Below are 23,573 nucleotides of genomic sequence, written 5' to 3'. Positions count from 1 at the left end.
GGACCGGCGCCCGAGGGCGTCAGGAGACGTCAACCGCGCCCTTCGAACGGCATCTTCGATGCTTTGATGGTCATCGTCAGGATGTTCGATTCCAGCGGCAGATTGGCCATGTGCAGGATGGCCTGGCCGACATGGTTCACATCCATGGTTGGCTCGACGGCGATGGAGCCGTCGCCCTGCTTCACGCCCTTCGCCATGCGCGCGGTCATGGGCGTCGCGGCGTTGCCGATGTCGATCTGACCGGCGCAGATGTCGTATTTGCGGCCGTCCAGCATCAGCGATTTCGTCAGGCCGGTGATGGCGTGCTTGGTCGCGGTGTAGGGCGCGCTGTCGGGGCGCGGGGTGTGGGCGCTGATCGAGCCGTTGTTGATGATGCGCCCGCCCTGCGGGGATTGGTCCTTCATGATGCGGAAGGCGGCCTGCGCGCAGAGGAAGGAGCCGGTCAGGTTGACCGCGACGACGCGGGTCCAGTCGGCGTAGGTGAGGTCCTCGAACAGCGTGCCGGGGACGTTCTGGCCAGCGTTGTTGAACAGCATGTCGAGCCGGCCGAACTTGTCCTTCACCGCTGCAAACAGTGCACCGACCGAGGCCGGGTCGGCGACGTCCGCGGGGACGGCGAGGGCGCGCGGAGCGGCGTCGCCGGCCAGGGCAATGGTCTCGTCGAGTGCGTCCTTGCGGCGGCCGGTGAGGACGACCGACCAGCCGCCGCCCAGCAGGGCAAGGGCCGCGGCTCGGCCGACGCCGGTGCCCGCGCCGGTGACGACGGCGACTTTCGTGGTGCTCATGGGTGTTTCCTCATGGTCATGGATGGCGGCACTCTGCGCGGGGGCGGCGGGTCAGTAAACCGCGCGGCCGCCGGAGATGTCGAAGACAGCGCCGGTCGAGAAGGAGCAATCCTCCGAGGCCAGCCAGCAGGCCATGGCGGCGATTTCCTCGACCTCGACGAAGCGGTCCATCGGGATCTTGGAGCGCATCCAGGCGATCTGCTGCTCGGTCATCTGCTTGAAGATGTCGGTCGCGGCGGCGGCGGGCGTGATGCAGTTGGCGAGCACGCCGGACTTCGCCAGTTCCTTGCCGAGCGACTTGGTGAAGCCGATCAGCCCGGCCTTCGACGCGCTGTAGTGGGACGCGTTGGGGTTGCCTTCCTTGCCGGCGATGGAGGCGATGTTGACCACGCGGCCGTAACTCGCCGCGATCATCGTGGGTACCACGGCGCGCGCGACCATGTAGGGGGCAACCAGGTTTACCTCGATCACGCGGCGCCATTCGGCGATGGGCAATTCCCAGGACGGCGCGTTGCCGCCGGTGATGCCGGCATTGTTGACCAGGATGTCGATGCGGCCATGGGCGGCAAGCGTCGCGGCGTGGGCGGCGGCGATAGCGGATCCGTCGGTCAGGTCCAACGCATGGGCGGAGGCACGGCCGAGGGCGGCGGCGGCCTCCGCGCCGGCCTTGGCGTCCATGTCCCAGATCGCGACGGTCGCGCCCGATTCCACGGCGCGGCGGGCTATGGCGAGGCCGATGCCACGCGCCGCACCGGTGACGATCGCCACGCGGCCTGAAAGGTCCAGTCGGTTCATCTCGTTTCCCCCAACGACCGGCGCAGTGTCCGTCACAGTCCCGAGGACGGGAAGGGGGTAACCGGGCGGTTCCCATGACCGTGTTTTCGTCTCTATAGTCACTGCACAGCCGGCACGAAGCCGGCGGCAAATGGGAGATTACGTTCATGAACCGTAGGCAATTGCTGGCCGGCGCCGCTGCCGGTGCGTCCGCGCTGGCACTTCCCTGGGCGGCGCGCGCCCAGCAGGCGATCACCCTGAACGGCGCCGTCCAGTTCAATGATGACCACGTCTTCACGCGAGCCCTGGTGCGGTTCGAGGAGCTGGTGAAGCAGTACTACACTGCCGCGCCGGTGAACTTCATCCTGCACAAGAACTCGAGCCTGGGGCTCGAGAAGCAGTATTTCGAGTACATGTCGGCCGGGCGTGGCGCGGTGGACTACGGCATCGTCTCCCCGGCGCACATGTCCACCTTCAGTCGCGCGGCGCCCTTCGTGGACGCACCGTTCCTGTTCACCGGCCTGCCGCAGTGGAACATGGTGCTGGACCAGGACCTGTTCGCCCCGGTGGCGACCGAGATCGAGCGCCGCGCCCGCGTCGCGCTGATCGGCTATGCCGGCGGCGGCGTGCGCAACATCTTCGCCAACAAGCGGATCACCGACATGGCGGGATTGCGCGGGTTGAAGGTGCGCGTACAGGGCGCGCCGATCTGGTCGCGCACCTTCCAGGCGGCGGGAATGTCGCCCTCGGTCATCGCCTATAACGAGGTCTACAACGGCATCCAGAACAACGTCATCGAGGCGGGCGAGAACGAGGCCGCGGGTGTCGAGGCGATGCGCTTCTACGAAGTCGCGCCGAACCTCATCATGACGCAGCACGCCATCACGATTCGGCCGATCTGCTTTTCGTCGCAGACGCTGGCGCGGCTGCCGGCGCCGCTGCAGGAGGCGGTTCGCCGGGCGGGCAAGGAAGCCGGCACCTTCGGCCGCCAGGCCGAAAGCACCGAGGATGGGCAGAAGATCGCCGAGCTGGAACGCGTCGGCCGGCTGAGGCAGATCGAGTTCACGGAGCGTGCCGAGCTGAAGCGCGCGGTCGACCCAGTGATGGTCGCCTATGCTCGGGAAGTGGATGCGGAGACCATCTTCAACCGCATCAACGCGATCACCGTGTGAGCCCCGGCAGGCCGGCGGCGAGCCCGTCGCCGGCCGCCATTTCCTGAACCCATCGGAGCTACCCATGCCCCAGCCCGGCCTGCGCGGCCTGGTGCGGCGGGCGGCCGCGTTCTACGCCCGGCTGCTCACAGCACTGCTTGCGATCCTCGTGCTTATCCTTGTGTTGCCGGTGACGCTGCAGGTCGTCTCGCGCCAAACGCATCTGCTGCCGCATTACATCTGGACCGAGGAGATGGCACGCTTCCTCCTGGTCTGGACGATCATGATCGGCGCCATCGTCGGCCAGAAGGAAGGCATTCACTTCATCGTCGACCTGTGGCCCGAGTTCAAGGGGCGGATGCGCGCCTTCATGGACATTGTCTCGGGGCTATTCGTGCTGACCTTCGGCGCGATCTTCCTGTGGTTTGGCATCGAGTTCGTAGACTTCGCCTGGTTCCGCATCAGCGAACTTGCCGAATTGCCGCTGTGGCTGATCCACCTGCCCTGGCCGATTCTTGGCGCCTCCTGGCTGTTGTTCGGGGGCGAGAAATTCGTCGATGACATTCGTGTTCTGATTCACGGGGAGCGGGCCTGATGGGCGGCAATGTACTCGACGCCTCGCAGGCAGCGTGGATCCTGTTCGGCGTCTTCTTCACCCTGCTGGTGCTGCGGGTGCCGGTGGCGGTGGCGCTCGGCCTTGCCTGCCTGCCGATCCTGGTGATCGAGGACCGCCTCGGCCCGATGGTGCTGATGCAGGAGACGTTCAACGCCTACAATTCCTTCATCCTGCTCGCGGTGCCGTTCTTCCTGCTGACCGCCAATCTGATGAATGTGGGTGGCATCACCGATCGGTTGATGACGCTGTCGCGCACCATGGTCGGGCATTTCCCTGGCGGGCTCGCGCAGATCAATGTCGTGCTTTCCTTCTTCTTCGCCGGCATCTCGGGGTCGTCGACCGCCGATGCGGCGTCGCAGTCGAAGATCTTCATCGAGGCGCAGCGCAAGGAGGGCTATGACGACAGCTTCTCGGTCGCGATCACCGCGGTCTCGGCGGTGCTCGCGGTCATCATCCCGCCATCGATCCTGATGATCGTATGGGGCGGCGTGCTGACGGTATCGATCGGGGCGCTGTTCCTCGCCGGCATCATCCCCGGGGTGCTGATCGCCGTGGTGCAGATGGCGACGGTGCATGGCTATGCGAAGGCGCGCGGCTACCCGACCTATCCGCGGTCGACGCTGATGCAGTTCCTGCGCGCCTTCATGGTCGCGGGGCCGGCGTTGATGACGCCGGCGATCATCATCGGCGGCAAGGTCTTCGGCTGGTTTACCGCGACCGAGAGCGCCTGCATCGCAGTGTTGTATGCCGGCGCGCTGTCGCTGCTCTACTACCGCGAGATGGGCCTCAAGCAATTGTGGGAGGCGCTGGGCGAGACCGGGCGATTGGCCGGTGTCACGCTGTTCTGTGTCGGCACCGCATCGGCCTTTGGCTGGCTGCTTGCCTACTACAACATTCCCGAGGCGATCCTGGCCGGGGTCAGCTCGTGGGGGATGAACCGTGTCCAGACCGGGTTCTTTGTCGCCGCGGTATTCCTGATGGTGGGCTGCTTTCTCGATGCGATTCCGGCCATCATCATCGTCGGCGCCATCCTGTTGCCGCTGACGACAGGTGTCGGCATGGACCCTGTGCATTTCGCCATGGTCGGCATTATCAGCCTGGCCTTCGGGTTGGTGACGCCGCCCTATGGGCTGTGCCTGATGATCGCCTGCCATGTGGCGGGGATGCGCATGGCCGATGCGCTGAAGGACACAATGATCATGCTGTTGCCGATGCTGGGGGTGCTGGTTCTGGTGATCGTGTGGCCGGATGTCGTGCTGCTGCTGCCGCGGCTCGTTTCGCCGGAATTCCTCGACTGACGGCAGGCGGTGGCGCCCCGCCTCGCTTGACCTTCGCCGGGCGGCGCCTCAGCCTGACAGTTCAACTCGGACCAGGGCCGCTCCGGCGGGGCGGCCCTGGTCCGAGCCTTAACTGCTGCGAGTGGACCGCCTGCCGATGACCACCCAAGACCCGCCGCGCGTCTTCATTGATGGGTACAACCTCTCCCTGACCCAGGGGACGGGCGTCGCGACCTATGCAAGGAACCTGTCGTTCGCCCTGCGCGACCTCGGTGCGGAGGTCGGTGTGCTTTATGGCACAAGAAGCTCGACCCTCAGCAGGAATGCGCTGCTGCGGGAGATCGCCTTCTTCGACCCGATGGCCGCTCCCTCCTCCAAGCTTGCGGACATCGTCAAGGGCGTCCGCCGCGTCTTTTCCACGCCGATCGGCGAGATCGCGTCCGAGGTGCCGGTCTCGGATCGCGTAGTGCGGGAGACCTTCCGCAGCCGTCTGCCGTTTTTCAATCACGTCTGGAACGTGCAGAACCTGTTCGACCTGCAGCGCCTGCACTTCGGTCTCTACAAGCACCGCATGACGGTGCATTTCCGCCAGCCGCCGGCGCTGATGCACTGGACCTACCCGCTCGCGCTGAAGGTGCGCGGGGCGAAGAACATCTACACCATGCACGACCTGGTGCCGCTGCGGCTGCCCTACACGACGCTCGACAACAAGCGGAAGTACTTCCGGCTGTCACGCCTGCTGGCGCGCCGCAGCGACCACATCGTGACTGTGAGCGAGGCGTCCAAGCGCGACATCGTCAGCCTGCTTGGCATCCCCGAGGAGAGGGTCACCAACACCTACCAGGCGGTCGACATCCCCGCCCGCTATGCGCAGAAGCCGATCGAGGACGTCAAGACCGAGATCCAGGGCACCTATGGCCTCGGCTACCAGAAGTACTTCTTGTTCTTCGGCGCCATCGAGCCGAAGAAGAATGTCGGGCGGATGATCGAGGCCTATCTCGCCTCCGGCGTGACGGACCCGCTCATCATCGTCGGCAAGAAGGCCTGGAAATCCGATGAGGAACTGCGACTGCTGTTCGAGAACGAGCATGTCCGCTACCTGCTGACGCAGAATGGCATCACGCAGACGCGCCATCGGGTGCAACTCGTCGACTACGCCTCCTTTCCGCTGCTGGTCAGCCTGATCCGCGGGGCCAAGGCAGTGCTGTTCCCGTCCCTTTATGAAGGCTTCGGCTTGCCGGCCCTGGAGGCGATGCTGCTGGGCACGCCGGTGATGACGTCGAACACTTCCTCGATGCCCGAGGTGGTGGGCGATGCGGCGGTGCAGATCGACCCCTATGATGTCCGCGCCATGGTCGACGCCATCCGAGCCCTCGATGCCGATGCGGACCTACGGGGCCGGCTGGCCGAAGCGGGGCCGTTGCAGGCGGCGCTGTATTCGCCGGAGCGCTATCAGGTGCGGTTGCGCGACACCTATGCCAAGCTGGGGGTCCGGTTGGGCGGCTGAGGCGGTCTGTGGCATACCGCCTGTCGTCTGGATGAAGCGGGGATTGCGATGGATCAGCCTGGCCACGGCAACGGGAGCGTCACGTCTGGGGAAGCCCTGCATCAGGCCGATTCGTTGCGCGACCAAGGCATGTGGGATGCCGCCGCGCTCGCCTATCGCGGGTTTCTGGAGCAACGACCTGAAGATTGGCGCGTCCGCGTGCAGATGGGCCATTGCCTGAAGGAAGCCGGCGACATCGCCGCGGCCCTTGCCGCCTATCGCGAGGCGGCGGACGCGGCGCCGAACAGTGCGGATGCGCATCTGCATATCGGCCACGCGCTGAAGATGATGGGCGAGGGGGAGGGCGCCTGGCGCGCCTATGCCCGTGCGCTGGAGCTTGAGCCGGACAATGTCGAGGCGTCGCGCGGGGCGAAGTCGCTCGCCTTCCTGGCGTCGTCGGTATTGCGTCATGCCCGCGCGCCCGGCCAGGCGCTGCAACTGGTCTTCGACAGTTCCGACCTCGTTGCCTATGTGGCACATAACCGGACGCCGACCGGCATCCAGCGCGTCCAGCTGAACGTCACGGCGCGCGCCCTGCTCGACCCGATCGAAGGCGTCGCCACGGCAGCGGTTGCGTTCGACGAGGCCTCGGGCTTCTGGCGCGAGATCAGTCGCGACCTGTTCCTGCGGCTGTGGCGGCTATCGCGTACCGGGGGCGAGGTGGATGCGCCGGCCTGGGTCGAGGTTGTCGAGGAACTGCGCGAGACATTGCGCGACGGGTCGGACTTCGTCTTCGCGGCGGGCTCGACGCTGGTCAATCTCGGCACATCCTGGTGGATCAAGGACTACTTCCTGCGGGTGCGGCATGTCATGCGCCGTTACGGCGTGCGCTATGTGCCGTTGATCTACGATTGCATTCCGCTGGTGGCGCCGGAGCACTGCCAGCCGCTGCTGTCGGAGGAATTCGCGCAATGGTTCTCCTCGATGGCGGCGCAGGCGGAGTCGGCGCTGGCGATTTCCGAATGGTCGGCGGCGGATGCGCAGCGTATTGCCGGCGAGATCCTGCCTGAGCGCGCCTTGTCGGTGGCGGTGGTGCGGCTCGATGCCGATCTGCGGCAGGAGCTCGGCGTCTCGGCCTCGGAGGGCTGGCCCTCGCGGCCTGACCTGCCGGAGCCGCAGGAGAAATTCGTGCTGTGCGTCGGCACGATCGAGAGCCGTAAGAACCACCTGATGCTGTTCCATGCCTGGCTGGCGCTGATCCGCCGGCACGGCGCGGCGCGCGTGCCACGGCTTGTGTGCATCGGCAAGGCGGGCTGGCTCGCCGACGCGGCGATGACGCTGTGGCGCAATTCGCCGGTGCTGCAGGAACGCGTGTCGATCGCCCATGGCGTGCCCGATGTCGCACTGGCGGGCCTCTATGGCCAGGCGATGTTCACCGTCACCAACAGCTTCTACGAAGGCTGGGGCCTGCCGGTGACGGAGAGCCTTTCCTTCGGGCGCATTCCGCTGGTCGCGCGCAACACCTCGCTGACCGAGGCGGGTGGCGAGGCGGCGGTGTATTTCGAGCCGGAGAATCTCCCCGACCTCGTCGCCAAGCTAGAGCAGCTGATTTTTGACGAGGCGGAGCGCACCCGGCTGGAGGCGGTGATCCGCGACACCGTTTCGCTGCGTAGCTGGGGCGCGATCGCCGACCAGGTGATGCGGGTGATCGCCGGCCGTCATGGCGATGCCGAAGCGGTCGCCGCGCCGCCGGTGCGGTTGGAGTTGTCGACCATCTATCCGCTGCGGCTGACCGGGGGCGGCGACGCCGAGCGCAGCAAGGCGATGGCGGATATCATCCGCGACGGGCTTGCCTGGCATCCACTTGAATCTTGGGGCTGCTGGACGCGGCATGGCCTCGCCAAGCTGCGCCTGCCGATCGACCCGGCGATGGCGGGCGGACCGATGCGCCTTTATCTCAGCTGTCTTGCGCCGGCGGGGGGCAGTTGGGTGCGGGTGCGGGCATTCGGCGCCAACGCCGTACCCGAACCGTATCGGCGCATCGTGCTGGAGGCGGAAGGCGGCGGCCGCTTCGCCTGTGTGCTCGACTTCGATTCGGCTGGTGACGAGGTCATTGTCGAGATCGACGGGTGCGAGGGCACCGCGATCGACGTCAGGGACGGCTCGGCCGGGCGGCTGGTCGGGCTCGGCGTCAGCGCGCTGATGCTGTGCCGGCCGGATGACCTGCGGGCACGCATCGATTTCCTGGAACGCCATGCCTACCGGGCGCTGCGCCCGGACCGGTAGCGGCGCGCCTTGAGACGGGCCGATCCAGGCCCCAGTAACCAAGCCAGGGCCGCGCACCGAACGTCGCGGACCGGAACACGGAGGACGAGCAATGACCGGTTTCAGAATGGGACGTCGTGGCTTGGCACTGGCTTCGGCCGGCGTGCTGGCCGCGCCGGGGTTGGCGCGGGCGCAGGCGCCGGTGGTGAAGCTCGGCATCCTGCAGCCCGTGACCGGGGCGCTGTCACAGGATGGCGAATATGGTCGTCTCGGCGCCGAGCTGGCGATCAATGAGATCAACGCCGGCGGCGGCATCCGCGCGCTCGGCGGGGCGCGCATCGAAACGGTGTTCGGCGATGCGCGGTCCAACCCGGAAGGCGGGGTCGCCGAGGTCGAGAAGATGCAGGCCGAGGGCGTGCTCGCCGTGGTCGGCGGATTCGCCAGCCCGATCTGCCTGGCGGCGTCGCAGGCGGCCTCGCGATACGAACTGCCTTATGTCGTCGATGTTGGCGTGTCGGACCAGATCGTCTCGCGCGGGCTGACCAATACCTTCCGCTTCGGACCGGGCTTCGGCGTGGTGACGCAGACGGCGCTGGACAATCTGGTCGCGTTGAACGACGCCGCGGGCAAGCCGTCGCGCACCGTGGTGATCGTGCATGAGGACGGGCTGTTCGGCTCGGGCATGGCGCGGCTGCTGAACGCGGAACTGCCCAAGCGCGGCTTCGAGGTGCTGGAGACGCTGGCGCATCCGACGCCGGCGCGCGACATGAACAACGTCGCGCTGCGTATCCGCGCGCTGCGGCCGGACCTCGTGATCCCGTCATCCTATTATGCGGAGTTCGTGTTGCTGTCGCGCACGATGCAGCAGCAACGCATCCGCCCGAAGGGCGTGTACTGCATCCTGAACGGCGCAGCGTCCAACTATCGCTTCGTGCGGGAATTTCCGGATGCGGCGAATTTGGTGATGGACTGCAACCACTGGCCGGACCCTCGCAAGCCGAAGACCGCGGAGCTGCGCCGCGCGGTGGAGGCGCAGAATCGTTTCTGGCTGTACAACGTGCCACTCAACTACTCGGCGATGATGCTGGTGGCCGATGCGCTGGAACGCGCCGGGCGGGCCGATCGCGCCGCGCTGACGACGGCGCTGGCGGCAACCGATGGCGCCTTCACGAAGCACATCATGCCTTATGGGCCCACGCGTTTTGTGAATGGCCAGAATCAGGCCGGCGCGCCGGTGAACACGCAGGTGCAGGGCGGCGACATCAAGGTGATCTTCCCGCGCGACTTCGCCGACGCGCAGCCTGTCTATCCCGTCACCGGCTGAGATGGGCTTGCCGCCGGAGATCATCCTGGAGGCCGTGTTGAACGGCCTCCTGACCGGCGCGGTCTATGGGCTGGTGGCGTTGGGTCTGACGCTCGTTTATGGCGTGCTGCACATCATCAACTTCGCCCATGGCGCGCTGCTGACGGCGGCGATGTATGCGGCCTATCTGGCCTGGGCGGCGCTCGGCATCGATCCCTATGTCGCGGCGCTGCCGTTGGCGGTGCTGTTCTTCGGCATCGGGTATCTGGTGCAGCGCCTGGTGATCGGGCCAGCGAGCCAGGGCAAGGATGAGAACATCCTGCTGGTGACGCTCGGCCTGTCCATCATCATCGAGAACCTGATGCTGGCGGTGTTCCATTCCGACACGCGCAGCATCGACGTGCCCTATGCGATGGACGTGATCGAGGCCGGGCCGGCGCTGCTGTCCTGGCCGCGTGTGGTGGGCTTCGGCGCGACCATGGTCGTTGCGGCGGCGCTGTATGTTCTGATGCACTTCAGCGCGACGGGAAAGGCGATCCGGGCTGTGGCGAAGGAACGCACCGGCGCGGCGCTGGTCGGCATCGATGTCGCGCATATCTATGCGGTGACCTTCGGCATCGGCACCGCATGCCTGGCCATCGCGGCGGCGCTGCTGTTGCCCTCCTTCTATGTCTCGCCGCGGGTCGGCAATGCCTTCGTGCTGGTCGCCTTCACCATCGTCGTGCTGGGCGGGATGGGCAGCGTGGTTGGCGCGCTGGTCGGCGGGTTGGTGATCGGCGTGGTGGAGAGCCTGTCGGGGTTGTTCCTCGGTGAAAGCCTTGGTCAGATCGGTATCTTCCTGATCTTCATTCTGGTGTTACTGGTGCGTCCGACAGGGTTGTTCGGGGCGCGGGCGTGAGGGCGATCCTGGCCTTCGCCGCGGTGGTAGCCGTGGTGCCACTGCTGGTGTCGAGTAACGTCGCGCTGAATTTCCTCGTCTTCACGATGATCATCGCGCTGGCGGCGCAGGGATGGAATCTGCTAGGCGGGTATGGTGGGCAGTATTCCTTCGGGCATGCGGCCTTCTTCGGGACCGGCGCCTATCTGACCGCGATCCTGCAGGTGCGCTTCGGGCTGAATTCCTATCCGGCCTTCGCAGCCGGCATCGCACTGGCGGCGCTGGTCGGGCTGGCCATTGGCAGCCTTGCCTTCCGGTCGGGGCTGAAGGGATCGTATTTCGCGCTGGTGACGCTCGCCTTCGCCGAGGTGTTCCGCGTTCTCGCCAATGCCGCGCAGGTGACCGGCGGGGCGGCCGGCATCCTGATCCGCCTGCAGCAGGACCCGGCGAATTTCCAGTTCGCGGAGCGTGGCACCTTCCTGTGGGTGGCTGGCACGATGGTGACGCTGGCGTTGATGGCGACGCTCGCGCTGGAACGATCGCGGCTTGGTGCGCAGCTCGTGGCGGTGCGGGAGAATGAGGCGGCCGCGCAGGCGCTCGGCGTCGATGTGTTGGCGGTGAAGCTGCGGACCATCACGCTCTCCGCGGCGATGACGGGGGCGGCGGGGGGGCTTTATGCACAGTACTTCCTCTACCTCGATGCGAACATTGCTTACGGCACCTGGATCTCCGTCGAGGCGTTGCTGGCGCCGATCGTCGGGGGCGCGGGGACGGTGTTCGGGCCGGTGCTCGGCGCCGTGCTGCTGCATGCGATTGCCGAGGCGACGCGCATGATCGCGGGGCGCATTCCGGGCATCGATCTTGTCGCCTTCGGCATCGTGCTGATCCTGGTGGTGCGCTTTCCGCCGCGCGACATTCCCGGCCTGCTGCGTCGGTGGCGGCGATGACGGGCACCGGACCAGATCCCGCCTTCCTCGCGGTGCGCGGCGTGACCAAGCGCTTCGGCGGATTGATCGCGGTGAATGACGCGACGCTAAATGTGGCGGAAGGGTCGATCACCGGGCTGATCGGGCCGAATGGCGCGGGCAAGACGACACTGTTCGCGGTCATTGCCGGTTTCGAGAAGCCGACGGCGGGCCTGGTGCTGCTGGAGGGCGAGGACATCACAGGGCGGCGCCCGCACGAACTCGCGCGCATGGGGTTGGCGCGCACCTTCCAGATCGTGCAGCCCTTCGCCGGGCTGACGGTGCGCGAGAACATCGCAGTCGGCGCCTTCCTGCGCGAGACGAAGCGCGGGGCGGCGCTCGCCGCGGCGGAACGGGTCGCGGAGCGGGTCGGGCTCGCGGACCAGCTCGACAAGCCGGCTGCCGCGCTGACCGTTGCCGGGCGCAAGCGGCTGGAGGTGGCGCGCGCGCTGGCGACGCGGCCGAAGTTGCTGTTGCTGGATGAGGTGCTGGCCGGGCTCAACCCGTCCGAGATCCGCGATATCGTGCCGGTGATCCGCGCTATCCGCGATGGTGGCGTGACGGTGCTGATGATCGAACACGTCATGCAGGCGGTGATGGATCTGTGCGAGGCAGTGCATGTGCTCGCGCAAGGGCGCATCATCTGTTCCGGCTCGCCGGCCGAGGTGGTCGCGGCGCCGGCGGTGGTCGAGGCCTATCTCGGCCATGGCGCGGCGAAGCGATTGCAGGGTGCGGCCGATGCTTGAGATACGCGGGCTCGAAGCAGGGTATGGGCTGACCACTGTGTTGCGCGGCGTGGATCTGAGCGTGCCGGCGGGTCGCATCGTCGCGGTGCTCGGCGCCAATGGGGCGGGCAAGACGACGCTCAATATGACGATCAGCGGGCTGGTGAAGGCGCGGGCGGGGAGCATCACCTTCGAGGGGCGGCGGATCGATGGGCTGTCGCCACCGGCGATCGCGGAGGCCGGGCTGGTGCACGTGCCGGAAGGGCGCAAGGTGTTTCCGAATCTCTCGGTGCGGGAGAATCTCGACCTTGGTGCATATCGCCGCGCGCGGGGCAACAAGGCGCGGAACATGGAGCGCGTCTTCGCGACCTTTCCGCGTCTGAAGGAGCGGGTGCGGCAGCGCGCCGGCACGCTGTCGGGCGGCGAGCAGCAGATGCTCGCCATCGGGCGCGGCATGATGGCGGAGCCGCGCTTGTTGATTCTTGATGAGCCGTCGCTGGGGCTTTCGCCGTTATTGGTGGAGGAGATGTTTGCGTTGATTCGACGGCTGCATGCCTGTGGGCTCGCCATTATGCTTGTGGAGCAGAATGTCGCGCAGAGCCTCGATCTTGCCGATGAGGCGCATGTGCTGGAAAACGGCGCCTTCGCGATGAGCGGCACGGCGGCGGCGGTGCGGGCGGACCCGCATCTGCAGCGCGCCTATCTCGGTCTGTAGGATACGTCGATGAGCCTCGATCCGGTCACGCTGGCGGTGCTGAAGGGGCGGCTCGAACAGATCGCCGACGAGATGGATGCGACGCTGTATCGCAGTGCCTTCAACCCGATCATCGCCGAGGCGCGCGACGCCTGCCACGGGCTCTATCACGCGACCAGTGGCGACACGCTGGTGCAGGGGACGAAGGGGCTGCCGATCTTCGTCGGCGCCATGGCCTTCGCGGTGCGGGCGGTGATCGCGAAAGTCGCGGCCGATGGCGCGCTGATCGCCGGCGATACCTTCCTGTTCAACGACCCGTATGATGGCGGCACCCATCTCAACGACTTTCGCTTGGTGCGGCCGGTGTTTCGCGACGGGCGGCTGTTCTGCTGGCTGGCCAGTGTGGGGCATTGGCTCGATATCGGCGGCAATGTACCGGGCAACTACAATCCGCGCGCGACGGAGAGCCACCAAGAGGGCGTGCGGTTTCCGCCTGTGAAGCTGATCCGCGCGGGGGTGATGCAGCAGGATATCCTCGATATCCTGGCGGCGAATTCGCGCGTGCCGCAGTCGAACTGGGGCGATCTGAACGGGCAGTTGAATGCGCTCGATCTTGGCGAGCGGCGGTTGACCGAGGTGTTGGACGAGTATGGCGACGCCTCGGTCGCCGAGGCCTTCGATCTGCTGATGGACCGTGCCGAAGCGCTGATGGGGGCGGAGATCGAGGCACTGCCGGATGGTTGCTACGCCTTCGAGGATTTCCTCGACAATGACGGCGTCGTTGACGAACCGCTGCGGATCGCGTTGGAGATGCGCATCGCGGGCGGGCGGATGGTGCTGGACATGTCGGGTTCCTCGCCGCCTTGCGCGGGGCCGGTGAACATCTCGGTCGCGACGACGGTGGCGGCCTGTTATGTCGCGTTGAAGCATGCGTTTCCCGATGTGCCGGCCAATGCCGGGGTGCTGCGTCCGGTGGAGGTCATTGCGCCGGCGACGACGCTGCTCGGCGCGCGCGCGCCCCGTCCGGTGGCGGGCTATACCGAGACGATCCTGCGGTTGATCGGCGTCATTTTTGGCGCGCTGGCCAATGCGCGGCCGGCGACGGCGATGGCGGCGCCCTTCGGGACGATCAATGCGCTATCGCTGTCGGGCTTGCGTGCGGATGGTATGCGGTGGGTGATGTTCTCCTTCTTTGGTGGCGGGCTCGGCGGGAATCCGGAAAGTGATGGGCTGCACCATGCGAACAACCCGATTTCCACCGCGACGATCCCACCAGTCGAGATCCTGGAAGCCGCCAGTCCGGTGATGTTCACGCAATGGGCGCTGCGCCCGGACAGCGGCGGGCCCGGACTGCATCGCGGCGGTGTTGGGGCGGTCTATGAGATTGAGGCGCTGGCGCCTGGCGCGACGGAGATCGCGCTGCTGGGTGAACGCGGCCGCTTCGCGCCCTTCGGTGTGGCGGGTGGTGGGTCGGGCGCGATGAACACGTTTCATTGGGATGGGCAAGACGGTCCGCAGACGCCACCAATGGCGAGCAAGGTGGTGGGTGTCTCGCTTCGCCAAGGTGCTAGGCTGCGTCTGGAAAGTCCGGGCGGTGGGGGTTGGGGCGACCCGCTGGCCCGGCCGGTCGAACACGTCGCGCGCGATATCCGCCTGGGCCATGTCAGCGCGGCGGCGGCTGTTCGGGATTACGGCGTGACGATTGCCGCGGATGGGACGGTGTCGCGATGAGCCGACCTATTGTCGGTGTCGATGTCGGTGGCACCTTCACCGATCTGTTCCTGTATGACGCGGCGACCGGCGCGCTGCGCACGGCGAAGGTGCCGTCAAATCGCGGTGACGAGGCGTCGGGGTTCCTTGCCGGGCTGCGCGCCTTGGGTGGGGCGGCGAGCATGGATGCGGTGGTGCATGGCACCACCGTCGGCACCAATGCGCTGCTGGAACGCAAGGGTGCGCGGCTTGGCGTGATCACCACGGCGGGCTTTCGCGACGTGCTGGAGATGCGTCGGCGCGACCGGCGACACACCTGGGGGCTGTGGGGGGACTTCACGCCGATTGCCGAGCGCGATCTTCGACTGGAGGTGCCGGAACGGACGCTGGCGGATGGCACGATCCGCATGCCGGTGGACCTCGACGCCGTGCGCGCTGCTGCACGGGCCTTGCTCGAGGCCGGTGCTGAGGCTTGCGCCATCACCTTCATCAACGCCCATGCCAATGGCGCGAACGAAGCCGCGGCGGCCGAGGCGGTGCGGGCGATCTGGCCCAATCCACATGTTTCGGTCTCGTCCGAAATCCTGCCCGAGATCCGCGAATTCGAACGCAGTTCGACCACCGCGCTAAACGCCTATCTGCAACCTGGTGTGGCTGGCTATCTTTCACGGCTGGAGGGCGCGCTTGCGGAGGATGGTTTCAACGGTCGCTTCCACATCGTGCAGTCGAATGGCGGCATCATGTCCACCGCGACGGCGCGGCGGATGCCGGTGCGCACGGCGCTGTCCGGGCCGGCGTCGGGGGTGATCGCGGCGGCGGCCATCGCGCGCGCGGCGGGGTTCGAGAATGCGGTGACCTGCGATCTTGGCGGAACCTCCTTCGATGTCTCGCTGGTGGCGGGTGGGCGGATGGAACTCGCGGCGCAAGCGACGATCGATTTCGGCCTGGTGATCCGCTCGCCGATGATTGAGATCACTACCATTGGCGCCGGTGGTGGATCCATTGCGCAGGTCGATCGCGGCGGCTTGCTGCAAGTGGGGCCGGAGAGCGCGGGCAGCCGGCCCGGGCCGGTCTGCTACGGGCAGGGCAATGAGCGGCCGACGCTGACGGATGCGAATGTCGTGCTCGGCCGCATCAATGCCGAACGGCCGATCGGCGGGGCGCTGGCGCGGTTGGATGTGGCCGCCGCGCGCCAGGCGATCGAACGCCATGTCGGTGACCCGCTCGGCCTCGATGCGATGGCGGCGGCGGAGGCGATCCTGCGCGTCGCCAATGCGAAGATGGCGGGCGCGATCCGTCTCGTCTCCATTGAACGCGGGCATGATCCGGGGCGCTTCGTAGCGTTGCCTTTCGGCGGTGGCGGGGCGCTGCATGTCGGGGCGCTGATCCGCGATGTCGGCCTCAAGGCGGCCCTGGTGCCGCGCTATCCGGGCGTGACATCCGCGTTGGGCTGCATCATCGCCGATGTGCGGCACGACCAGGTGCGCACCTTGAACCTGGCGCTCGATGCGCTGGATGCGACCGCGCTTGATGCGCGCATGGTCGCGGAGGCCGAGGCCGCACGGGCCGTCGTCGCCGCGGCTGGCTTGCCGGTGGATTCCGTTGAGACCGTCTTCGAACTCGACATGCATTACGGCGGGCAGACCCACACCGTCTCGGTGCCGCTGCCGGTGGTTTTGCGCGAGGGAACGACGCGCATCACTGCGGCCATCGTGCGCAGCGCCTTCGAGGCTGCCTACAGCCGCGCCTTCTCGCGCCTGCTGCCTGGTCTGCCCGTGCGTATCGTCACGCTGCGCACGGCAGCGATCGGGCGGCGGCCGGCCTTCGACCTGGCGATGCTGGCGCCGCCGGCCGCGACGACGCTTGCCGGCGCGATGCGCGGCACGCGGCCGGTGTGGTTCGGGGGCGCCTGGCATGACGCGGCAATTGTCGCGCGGCTCGAACTTCCGGTCGGGTCGGTGGTGCCCGGCCCGGCGATTCTCGAACAGCCCGATGCGACTGTCGTGGTGGAGCCCGGTCTCGCCGCGCGCACTGACCGCTTCGGCAATCTGATCATTGAGAGGGCGTGACATGGCGCATGGGCCCATCCCCATCAGCGAAACCGCGCTGCTGCTGTGTGATCTGCAGAACGACTTCATTCATCCCCGGGGCGCCTATGGCCGCGCGGGGCAGGCGGCGGCGGCGATCGCGGCGCTGCCGGCGCGCTTGAAGCCGCTGGCCGATGCGATGCGCGTGGGGGGCGGCTGGGTCGCCTCGACGCATTTCACCCTGGTGCCGGGGAAGGGTGGCGAGCCCTTCATCGCCGAGCATCTGCGCCAGCTGCGCCCGTTCCTGAAAAAGGGCGATTTCGCGCCGGGCGCCTGGGGGCATGCGCTGGTCGACGAGCTCGCGCCGTCGGACCTCGCGGTCGAGAAGCTGGGCTACGACGCCTTCTGGAACACCAGGCTGGAATGGGTGCTGCGCAAGGCCGGCGTGCGCCGGTTGCTGGTGGCAGGCATCGTCACCAATGGTGGCGTTGCCTCGACGGTGCGCGGCGCACATGTGCGTGAATTCGAGGTCACGCTGCTGGAGGATGGTTGCGCGGCGTTCTCCGATGAGGTGCATCGCGCCGCGGTCGAGGGCATGCGGCCGGTCGCCGAGGTGACGAGCGTCGCGCAGGCCCTGGCGCGGCTGGGCTGAATCGCTCGATCCGCGCCATCGCGACGGTTTGACCGCAGCCGCGCCCTGGTCGATCCTGCACGCCCGGAGGAGACCGAACCATGCCCCAATACCCTTTTACCGCCGCCGATCTCGAAGCGCTGCGCCAGTGGGATACGCCCACCATCTGCAATGCGCTGGAGGTGGTTGCCCCGCATCGCCGCGGGCATGGCTTCACCGTGCGGCCGATGACGGCGGTGGACCCAAAGCTGCCGCCGATCTGCGGCCTGGCGCGCACCGGCACGCAGCGCGCGGCCTTCCCGTCCGGCCGAAGCAAGGATGCCGACAAGGCGATGCGCATCGCCTGGTACGAATACGTCGCCGATGCGGCGTTGCCGACCGTGGTGTGCCTGCAGGACCTCGATGACACGCCCGGCGTCGGCGCCTTCTGGGGCGAGGTGAATTCCGCCGTGCATCAGGGGCTCGGCGCGCAGGGCGTCGTCACCAACGGTTCGGTGCGTGACCTCGACATGTTCGCGCCTGGCTTCCAGGGCATTGCCGGCGTGGTGAACCCGTCGCATGCCCATGTGCACATCGTCGCGGTGAATGTCGATGCGACGATCCACGGCATGCAGGTGCAGCACGACGACGTGGTGCATGCCGACCAGCATGGCGCCGTCGTCATCCCGCATGACGTGGTGACCAAGATCCCCGCCGCGGTCGACCTGCTCACGCGCAAGGAGAAGGTGATCCTCGACATGGTGAAGACGCCCGGCTTCAACGTGACGAAGCTGAAGGAAGCGCTGTCGAAGTCCGAGGACATCCACTGAATCCGATGCGCGCGCCGCTCTGCTCCGTGCTGCCCGGGTGGGTCGACCACTACGGGCACATGAACCTTGCCTATTACCTGGTGGCCTTTGACCTGGCGACGGACGCGTTGTGGCCGTCGCTGGGGCTGGGGCCGGAGTTCCGCGCGCGCGGGCTCGGCACCTTCGCGGCCGAGTCCTGGCAGTCCTATACGCGGGAGGTGACCGAAGGCGCGCCTCTCGCCTTCGACAGCGAGGTGCTGGGCTATGATGCCAAGCGCCTGCTGTGCCGCCACACCATGTTCCATGCGGCGGAAGGGTGGCAGGCGGCGGAGAATGAGGTGCTTTATCTGTGTGTCGACCTTGGGGCGCGGCGCGTCGGTGCTTGGCCTGACGAGGTGATCGCGCGCCTCGCTAAGCGCGCGACGGGTGCGGCGGCGAAGCGGCTGGCGTTGAAACGATAGGGCGGCGCCGGCGGTCGCGGCCTCATCGTCGCGATGCCGTGCCTTTTGCCTGCCGTCCTACGCGCTTCGCGCGCCGGGCCTGAAGGCGGCGTGGTTCAGCCGAGCCGCTCGCGGATCCGCGCGATGCCGGCCTCGGCGCATTGGTCGTCGAGATGACCGCCGGGCGAACCGCCGACGCCGATCGCGCCGACCACCTCGTCACCGACGCGGATCGGCATGCCGCCGCCGACGATCAGGAAGCCCTGGATATCCACCAGACGCGCCGCGCCGGGATTGGTGCGCACAGTCTCAAGGATTTGGCTGGTATTGGCGCGCATGCTGACCGCCGTATAGGCCTTGGCCTGCGCCGAGTAGACAGTGTGCGGCCCGGCGCCATCGGCGCGCAGCAATGCCTTGAGCACGCCCGACCGGTCCACCACCGCCGCCGAGACGCGGAAGCCACGCCCGGCACAGGCCTCGACCGCGGCGGCCGCCGCCTCGGCGGCGAGGCCCGCGCTGATGTTGCGCTCGGTCACCACACCCTGGGCGAGGCCAGGAACCGGTGCCAGGGCAAGGCTGGCGGAAAGGAACAGGCGGCGCATGGAGCACCCTTTCGGCGTGAATCGAAGCGTTCATGCTCGCATGGCGCGCCGCTTGCCGGAAAGGGGTGTCACACCGTCGAGCCTGTCCGATAACGGCGTCATTGGGCAGGCGAATGGCATGGCGCGCTCGGTTGGCGACGCAGTTGCGCGCGAAACCAGGACTCTGATGCACGTCGGCCGGGTGGCTGGCCGGTATCAGCCGCCGTACCGGATGACGCCACCGACCACCGTCGCGACCACACGCGTCTCGCGGACCAACGTTGGATCGCAGGCCAGGATATCCGTGTCCAGCACGGCAAGGTCGGCGAGTTTGCCGGGTTCGAGGCTGCCCTTATGGGCCTCCTCGCGCTGGGCCCAGGCGCCGAGCGTCGTGTAGGCCGCCAATGCCTGCTCCGGTGTCACGGCTTCCGAGGCATCGAGGTCCGCGCCGGTCTGGCTCCGCCTCGTGACCATGGCGCCCAGCGCGGTGAAGGGATTGACGCGGCAGACGGCGAAGTCGGAGTGGCCGGGGGCGGGGATGCCAGCCTCGATCAGGCTGCGATGGGGCCACATATGGCGCAACGCCGCCTGGCCGCGATTGGCGACATAGGCCTCGCCGAGTTCATCCATGAAGCCGGTCGCTGAGGAATCGACGAAGCCGCCACGCTTGAGGCGCGCGAGGATGGGCGGCGTGACGTAGCAGCAATGTTCCACCCGCATCCGGTGGTCGGGGACGGGATGGGCGGTGAGGGCCGCTTCCATCACGTCGAGCGCGAAGTCGATGCCGCGGTCGCCGACGCCTTCGACCATCACCTGAAGGCCGGCCTTGTGCGCGGCGGTGGCGCGTTCAGTCAGGTCGTCGCGGTCATACAGTAGCATGCCGGTATTGGGCACCGGCTCGCCCGGCACGGCCGCGCCGACATAAGGATCCCAATAGGCGGCGGTGCGGCCGGAGGTCGAGCAATCCGGGCACCATTCCACGCCGATCAGCCGCAGCCAGTCATCGCCAAAGCCGGAGCGGATGCCGGCGCCGATCAGATGCGGGATGAGCGGCTCGTCGCGGCCGGAGGCGATGATGCCCATGCGCATCCGCCAGCGTCCGTCGCGGCGCATCTGCTGGTAGGCGCGGATCGCCTTGGAGGGCGTGAGCGAATTGGCGACGGAGGTGATGCCGTGGGCGAGGCATTCGTCCTGCACCATCTCCATGCCCGCGGCGATGTCGGCCTCGCTGTCGGCACCATGCACGGCATTGAGGAAGACATGGGCGGCCGTCTCGCGCACCAGGCCGGTGAAGGCACCGCTCACGGGGTCTCGATCGAAGGCACCGAAGGGCGGATCTGCCGCATTCGCGGGCACGCCGCAGGCGGCGAAGGCGGCGCGGTTAGCCAAGCCGAGATGGCCATCGGTGCGCAGGATGAAGACCGGATGCCCGGCGCTGGCGGCGTCCAACTCGTCGAGCGTCGGGTAGCCGCCGGAGGCGCGCTCGTTTAGCCGGTAGAAGGCGCCCCAGCGGCCCGGTGGCAGGGCGGCGCAGACACGATGGATGGTGGCGAGCACCTGCTCGCGCGTCGTCACCCGGTCGGGCGAGAGCAGCGTCCAGGCGCGCAGCCGTACCGCATAAGCATCCGGGTGCGCATGGCTGTCGACAATGCCGGGGATGACGCGGCGGTCTTCGGCATTCAGCACGCGCGTGGCGGGGCCGATATGGGCGCGCATCGCATCACTGCTGCCGAGGGCGACGATGCGCCCGCCATGGGCGGCGAGCGCCTCGGCCTGAGTGCCCGCTGCGTCCATGGTGGCGATGCGGGCGTTGAGCAAGACGAAATCGGCGTTCATGCGGCGGCCCTGTCGATGTGGTCGCGCAGCCGATACCAACCGCCGATGAGTGGCAGGAACCAATTCGGATTGCCGTTGTAGAGGGGCGCGGTGGGGAAATTCAGCCCGTCCAGCGCGAAGCCTTCGTTGTCGGCGCTGGCGATCTTCAATGCCGCGCGGTGGCCGAGCCAAGTCGCCATGGCGACGCCCGATCCCTGGCAGCCGGCGGCGTAATGGATGCCGTCCTGCACGCCGATATGGGGCAGGAAGTCGAAGGTGAAGGCAACATTGCCGGTCCAGGCATGGGTCAGCCGGACATCCTTCAATTCCGGGAAGACGGCGCGCATGAAGCCGTGCAGCACGGGGGCGGCGGCCGCCGGTTCGGTCGGGCCGAAGCTGGCGCGCCCGCCCCACAGGACGCGGTTGCCATAAGGCGAGGGGCGGAAGTAGTTCAGCACGCGCTTGGTGTCGCTGATCATGCGGCGGCCGGGAAACAGGCGGTCCATCGTCTCTGCCGGCAGTTCCTCGGTGGCGATGATGTAGGAGCCGACGGGGATCATGCGCCGCGCGAGCCAGGGCATGGCGGAACGGCCCTCGCTGTCGCGTGAATAGCCGTTGGTGGCGACAAGCACGGCATCGGCGCGCAGCGCGCCGCGATCGGTAGTCAGGCGGAAGCCGGTGCCGTCCTGGCGGATGGCGTTGACGCGCACGCCATCGACCAGCCGCGCGCCGGCGCGTTCGGCGGCCTCGGCGAGGCCGCGGGCGTATTTGCCGGGATGCAGGCTCCCCGAGGCCTCGGCGATCATGCCGCCGTGGTAGTGGTCACTGCCGAGTGCTTCGTGCTGGCGCGCCTTCGGCACCATGTGGGTCGGCAGGCCGGTGATCTCGGCGATGAAGCCGGAGCGGGCGGCGAGGGCGTCGTAGTGCTTCGGCGTCCAGGCCGGCACGAAGCGGCCGCAGCGCAGGTAGTGGCAGTCGATGCCCTCGCGCGCGATGGTCTCCTCGATGAAGGGGAATGAGGCGGCGGCGGCCTGCGCGATCGCCTGCGCGCGCTCGGCGCCATAGGTCTTGTCGAGCGCCTTCGAGGCGACCTTCAGCCCGCCGGAGACCATGCCGCCATTGCGCGATGATGCGCCCCAGCCGATGCGTTCGGCATCCAGTACGGTGACGTCATGGCCGAGCCGCGCGAGCGTCAACGCAGCCGACAGCCCGGCATAGCCGCCGCCGACGATGGCCACGCCTGCCTGGTCGGGCAGGGTGTTGTCGCGGCTTGGGGGTTCGGCGGCTTCCCACCACCAGGGGGTGGTCTTGAAGTCGGGCGCGAGGAGGGGATCGACGGAGGTCATTGCCCGAACTGCCTGCTCATGGTGTGCTTGCTTCGGGAGATTTCACGCCGGCACGACGCCAACCGCAAGGGGGCGCCCAGCGTCCTGGAACGGACGTGCCTGGCTTGGCACGGGCCGTGCTTGATGTGGCATGCGTCGTGCTGAGCACCGATGGCGCAACGGCGCGCGCAACGATGCGCGCCCAGTGAGGAGAGACGGTGATGCAGAGCTTCCAGCAGGATTGTGTCGAACTGGCCTTCCGCAGGTTTCGCCGCGGGGAGGTCGACCGGCGCACGCTGCTCGCCGGTCTCGCTGCTTTGGGTGTGGGCAGTTTCGTCGGTGGCGAGGCGCAGGCGCAGGCGGCGCGCAAGCTGGTGATGGTGAATTGGGGCGGCCTCGCCAATCAGGGCTTCGGCAATTTCTACGGGGCACCCTTTGTCGCCGCCAATCCGGGCTGGACCGTGGAGCAGGACAGCACCGGGCCGTCGGCCGGGCGCATCCGGTCGATGGTGGAAAGCGGGCGCGTCACCTGGGACATGTGCGATTCCTCGGCGTCGTCCTCCTTCCTGCTCGGGCGGCAGAACCTGCTGACGAAGATCGATTACAGCATCGTCAAGAAGGAGGACACGCTGCCGGTCGGCTTCGCGCTGGAATATGGCGCGGCGCCGTATTCCTTCAGCTCCGTGCTCTGCTACGACAGCGCGAAGTTCCCCAATGGCGGGCCGACAAGCTGGAAGGATTTCTACGACCTGCAGAAGTTCCCCGGCACCAGGCTGATGCGCCGCGACGCGCTCGCCACGCTCGATGCGGCGCAGATGGCGCTCGGCAAGGACCCGGCACATCTCTATCCGCTCGATATTGACGCCACGGTGCGCAAGGCCGCATCGCTGCGCCGCAACGCCGTGTTCTGGAACAGCGGCAGCGAGAGCGAGCAGTTCCTGCGCACCGGCGAAGCGGTGATGGGCATGGTCTGGCACACCCGCGCGACGGTGCTGGAGCGCGAGACCAATGGGCGCATCAAGTTCCTCTGGCCGCAGGGGTTGCTGCAGGCGGGCATCATGGTGATCCCGCGCGGCAATCCGGGTGGTGAGGGCGCGCAGCGGCTGCTGGCTTCCATGCTGCACAATCCGGAACCGCAGGTCGGGCTGCTGCAATTGCTGGGCAACGGGCCGACCAACCCGCGCGCCGCGGCGATGGTGCCGGAGGAGTTGCGCCGCAAGAACCCGACCGACCCGGAGAATGAGCGGGTACAGGTGGTGATGGACGGCGAATGGTGGGGTGCGAACTACCAGCAGGCGAATGCCGACTACATCGACGCGATCACGGGCTGACGCTGGA

At 67.5% G+C, this 23,573-nt stretch carries 21 protein-coding genes; 16 read left to right on the top strand and 5 right to left on the bottom strand.

Annotation, left to right across the window (positions count from 1 at the left end; genetic code table 11):
• Window positions 1-29: 29 nt before the first annotated feature.
• Both IEY36_RS15175 and IEY36_RS15170 read right to left on the bottom strand, forming a co-directional pair.
• Window positions 30-785 carry an SDR family oxidoreductase gene (locus IEY36_RS15175; RefSeq protein WP_188968073.1) on the bottom strand — a complete coding sequence of 252 codons (756 nt, stop codon included), beginning with the start codon at window positions 783-785 and terminating at the stop codon, window positions 30-32.
• Between the two features lie 51 nt (window positions 786-836).
• Window positions 837-1,580: an SDR family NAD(P)-dependent oxidoreductase gene (locus IEY36_RS15170; RefSeq protein ID WP_188968071.1), complete on the bottom strand. Its 744-nt coding sequence runs from the start codon at window positions 1,578-1,580 to the stop codon at window positions 837-839.
• A gap of 146 nt (window positions 1,581-1,726) precedes the next feature.
• Between IEY36_RS15170 and IEY36_RS15165 the strand changes: the two genes are divergently transcribed.
• The 15 genes from IEY36_RS15165 (at window position 1,727) to IEY36_RS15095 (ending at window position 18,535) form a co-directional block, all read left to right on the top strand.
• Window positions 1,727-2,731 (top strand): TRAP transporter substrate-binding protein, encoded by a 1,005-nt coding sequence (locus tag IEY36_RS15165; protein WP_188968069.1) that lies wholly within the window; start codon window positions 1,727-1,729, stop codon window positions 2,729-2,731.
• A 64-nt stretch (window positions 2,732-2,795) separates the two neighbouring features.
• Complete coding sequence (locus IEY36_RS15160) at window positions 2,796-3,305, top strand: TRAP transporter small permease (protein WP_188968067.1); 510 nt, start codon at window positions 2,796-2,798, stop codon at window positions 3,303-3,305.
• Complete coding sequence (locus IEY36_RS15155; protein ID WP_188968065.1) at window positions 3,305-4,624, top strand: TRAP transporter large permease; 1,320 nt, start codon at window positions 3,305-3,307, stop codon at window positions 4,622-4,624. The genes IEY36_RS15160 and IEY36_RS15155 overlap by 1 nt, the downstream gene beginning before the upstream one ends.
• A gap of 136 nt (window positions 4,625-4,760) precedes the next feature.
• Window positions 4,761-6,110 carry a glycosyltransferase family 4 protein gene (locus IEY36_RS15150; RefSeq protein WP_188968063.1) on the top strand — a complete coding sequence of 450 codons (1,350 nt, stop codon included), beginning with the start codon at window positions 4,761-4,763 and terminating at the stop codon, window positions 6,108-6,110.
• Window positions 6,111-6,158: 48 nt separating this feature from the next.
• A complete protein-coding gene (locus tag IEY36_RS15145; protein ID WP_188968061.1) occupies window positions 6,159-8,375 on the top strand; it encodes a glycosyltransferase family 4 protein in 2,217 nt (738 codons plus the stop codon).
• Between the two features lie 91 nt (window positions 8,376-8,466).
• Window positions 8,467-9,678 carry an ABC transporter substrate-binding protein gene (locus IEY36_RS15140; RefSeq protein WP_188968059.1) on the top strand — a complete coding sequence of 404 codons (1,212 nt, stop codon included), beginning with the start codon at window positions 8,467-8,469 and terminating at the stop codon, window positions 9,676-9,678.
• 7 nt (window positions 9,679-9,685) lie between these two features.
• On the top strand, window positions 9,686-10,555 hold the full coding sequence (locus IEY36_RS15135) for a branched-chain amino acid ABC transporter permease (RefSeq protein ID WP_229681333.1): 870 nt from the start codon (window positions 9,686-9,688) through the stop codon (window positions 10,553-10,555).
• Window positions 10,552-11,481: a branched-chain amino acid ABC transporter permease gene (locus tag IEY36_RS15130; RefSeq protein ID WP_229681332.1), complete on the top strand. Its 930-nt coding sequence runs from the start codon at window positions 10,552-10,554 to the stop codon at window positions 11,479-11,481. Before IEY36_RS15135 ends, IEY36_RS15130 begins: the two co-directional genes overlap by 4 nt.
• Window positions 11,478-12,245, top strand: a complete 768-nt coding sequence (locus IEY36_RS15125; RefSeq protein WP_188968055.1) for an ABC transporter ATP-binding protein — start codon at window positions 11,478-11,480, stop codon at window positions 12,243-12,245. Before IEY36_RS15130 ends, IEY36_RS15125 begins: the two co-directional genes overlap by 4 nt.
• Window positions 12,238-12,939 carry an ABC transporter ATP-binding protein gene (locus IEY36_RS15120; RefSeq protein ID WP_188968053.1) on the top strand — a complete coding sequence of 234 codons (702 nt, stop codon included), beginning with the start codon at window positions 12,238-12,240 and terminating at the stop codon, window positions 12,937-12,939. The genes IEY36_RS15125 and IEY36_RS15120 overlap by 8 nt, the downstream gene beginning before the upstream one ends.
• A gap of 9 nt (window positions 12,940-12,948) precedes the next feature.
• The gene (locus IEY36_RS15115) at window positions 12,949-14,649 is read left to right on the top strand and encodes a hydantoinase B/oxoprolinase family protein (protein ID WP_188968051.1); all 1,701 of its coding nucleotides are present in this window, start codon (window positions 12,949-12,951) and stop codon (window positions 14,647-14,649) included.
• Complete coding sequence (locus IEY36_RS15110; RefSeq protein WP_188968049.1) at window positions 14,646-16,697, top strand: hydantoinase/oxoprolinase family protein; 2,052 nt, start codon at window positions 14,646-14,648, stop codon at window positions 16,695-16,697. Before IEY36_RS15115 ends, IEY36_RS15110 begins: the two co-directional genes overlap by 4 nt.
• 1 nt (window position 16,698) lies before the next feature.
• The gene (locus IEY36_RS15105; protein ID WP_188968047.1) at window positions 16,699-17,307 is read left to right on the top strand and encodes a cysteine hydrolase; all 609 of its coding nucleotides are present in this window, start codon (window positions 16,699-16,701) and stop codon (window positions 17,305-17,307) included.
• An 80-nt stretch (window positions 17,308-17,387) separates the two neighbouring features.
• Window positions 17,388-18,095: an RraA family protein gene (locus tag IEY36_RS15100; RefSeq protein WP_188968044.1), complete on the top strand. Its 708-nt coding sequence runs from the start codon at window positions 17,388-17,390 to the stop codon at window positions 18,093-18,095.
• 5 nt (window positions 18,096-18,100) lie between these two features.
• Window positions 18,101-18,535 carry an acyl-CoA thioesterase gene (locus tag IEY36_RS15095; RefSeq protein WP_188968042.1) on the top strand — a complete coding sequence of 145 codons (435 nt, stop codon included), beginning with the start codon at window positions 18,101-18,103 and terminating at the stop codon, window positions 18,533-18,535.
• 95 nt (window positions 18,536-18,630) lie between these two features.
• Here IEY36_RS15095 and IEY36_RS15090 read toward each other — a convergent pair whose 3' ends face one another.
• The 3 genes from IEY36_RS15090 to IEY36_RS15080 all read right to left on the bottom strand — a co-directional run bounded on the left by IEY36_RS15090 (window position 18,631) and on the right by IEY36_RS15080 (window position 22,256).
• Window positions 18,631-19,116 carry a GlcG/HbpS family heme-binding protein gene (locus IEY36_RS15090; RefSeq protein WP_188968041.1) on the bottom strand — a complete coding sequence of 162 codons (486 nt, stop codon included), beginning with the start codon at window positions 19,114-19,116 and terminating at the stop codon, window positions 18,631-18,633.
• Window positions 19,117-19,311: 195 nt separating this feature from the next.
• A complete protein-coding gene (locus tag IEY36_RS15085) occupies window positions 19,312-20,931 on the bottom strand; it encodes an amidohydrolase (RefSeq protein ID WP_188968039.1) in 1,620 nt (539 codons plus the stop codon).
• A complete protein-coding gene (locus IEY36_RS15080) occupies window positions 20,928-22,256 on the bottom strand; it encodes an NAD(P)/FAD-dependent oxidoreductase (RefSeq protein WP_188968037.1) in 1,329 nt (442 codons plus the stop codon). The genes IEY36_RS15085 and IEY36_RS15080 overlap by 4 nt, the downstream gene beginning before the upstream one ends.
• 200 nt (window positions 22,257-22,456) lie before the next feature.
• Here IEY36_RS15080 and IEY36_RS15075 point away from each other — a divergent pair, with 200 nt between their 5' ends.
• Window positions 22,457-23,566 carry an extracellular solute-binding protein gene (locus tag IEY36_RS15075; RefSeq protein WP_188968035.1) on the top strand — a complete coding sequence of 370 codons (1,110 nt, stop codon included), beginning with the start codon at window positions 22,457-22,459 and terminating at the stop codon, window positions 23,564-23,566.
• The last annotated feature ends 7 nt before the right edge of the window (window positions 23,567-23,573 follow it).

This window comes from Neoroseomonas lacus (assembly GCF_014644535.1).
Classification (GTDB): Bacteria; Pseudomonadota; Alphaproteobacteria; order Acetobacterales; family Acetobacteraceae; genus Neoroseomonas; species Neoroseomonas lacus.
Note: the sequence above shows the minus strand (reverse complement) of the source record. Positions and strands in the feature narration are given on the sequence as shown.

Coding starts and splice junctions, on each gene's coding strand:
- IEY36_RS15125 (WP_188968055.1), top strand. CDS start 11,478: ATGACGGGCACCGGACCAGATCCCGCCTTCCTCGCGGTGCGCGGCGTG.
- IEY36_RS15085 (WP_188968039.1), bottom strand. CDS start 20,931: ATGAACGCCGATTTCGTCTTGCTCAACGCCCGCATCGCCACCATGGAC.
- IEY36_RS15080 (WP_188968037.1), bottom strand. CDS start 22,256: ATGACCTCCGTCGATCCCCTCCTCGCGCCCGACTTCAAGACCACCCCC.
- IEY36_RS15090 (WP_188968041.1), bottom strand. CDS start 19,116: ATGCGCCGCCTGTTCCTTTCCGCCAGCCTTGCCCTGGCACCGGTTCCT.
- IEY36_RS15075 (WP_188968035.1), top strand. CDS start 22,457: ATGCAGAGCTTCCAGCAGGATTGTGTCGAACTGGCCTTCCGCAGGTTT.
- IEY36_RS15110 (WP_188968049.1), top strand. CDS start 14,646: ATGAGCCGACCTATTGTCGGTGTCGATGTCGGTGGCACCTTCACCGAT.
- IEY36_RS15095 (WP_188968042.1), top strand. CDS start 18,101: ATGCGCGCGCCGCTCTGCTCCGTGCTGCCCGGGTGGGTCGACCACTAC.
- IEY36_RS15170 (WP_188968071.1), bottom strand. CDS start 1,580: ATGAACCGACTGGACCTTTCAGGCCGCGTGGCGATCGTCACCGGTGCG.
- IEY36_RS15155 (WP_188968065.1), top strand. CDS start 3,305: ATGGGCGGCAATGTACTCGACGCCTCGCAGGCAGCGTGGATCCTGTTC.
- IEY36_RS15100 (WP_188968044.1), top strand. CDS start 17,388: ATGCCCCAATACCCTTTTACCGCCGCCGATCTCGAAGCGCTGCGCCAG.
- IEY36_RS15120 (WP_188968053.1), top strand. CDS start 12,238: ATGCTTGAGATACGCGGGCTCGAAGCAGGGTATGGGCTGACCACTGTG.
- IEY36_RS15115 (WP_188968051.1), top strand. CDS start 12,949: ATGAGCCTCGATCCGGTCACGCTGGCGGTGCTGAAGGGGCGGCTCGAA.
- IEY36_RS15145 (WP_188968061.1), top strand. CDS start 6,159: ATGGATCAGCCTGGCCACGGCAACGGGAGCGTCACGTCTGGGGAAGCC.
- IEY36_RS15175 (WP_188968073.1), bottom strand. CDS start 785: ATGAGCACCACGAAAGTCGCCGTCGTCACCGGCGCGGGCACCGGCGTC.
- IEY36_RS15150 (WP_188968063.1), top strand. CDS start 4,761: ATGACCACCCAAGACCCGCCGCGCGTCTTCATTGATGGGTACAACCTC.
- IEY36_RS15160 (WP_188968067.1), top strand. CDS start 2,796: ATGCCCCAGCCCGGCCTGCGCGGCCTGGTGCGGCGGGCGGCCGCGTTC.
- IEY36_RS15105 (WP_188968047.1), top strand. CDS start 16,699: ATGGCGCATGGGCCCATCCCCATCAGCGAAACCGCGCTGCTGCTGTGT.
- IEY36_RS15165 (WP_188968069.1), top strand. CDS start 1,727: ATGAACCGTAGGCAATTGCTGGCCGGCGCCGCTGCCGGTGCGTCCGCG.
- IEY36_RS15140 (WP_188968059.1), top strand. CDS start 8,467: ATGACCGGTTTCAGAATGGGACGTCGTGGCTTGGCACTGGCTTCGGCC.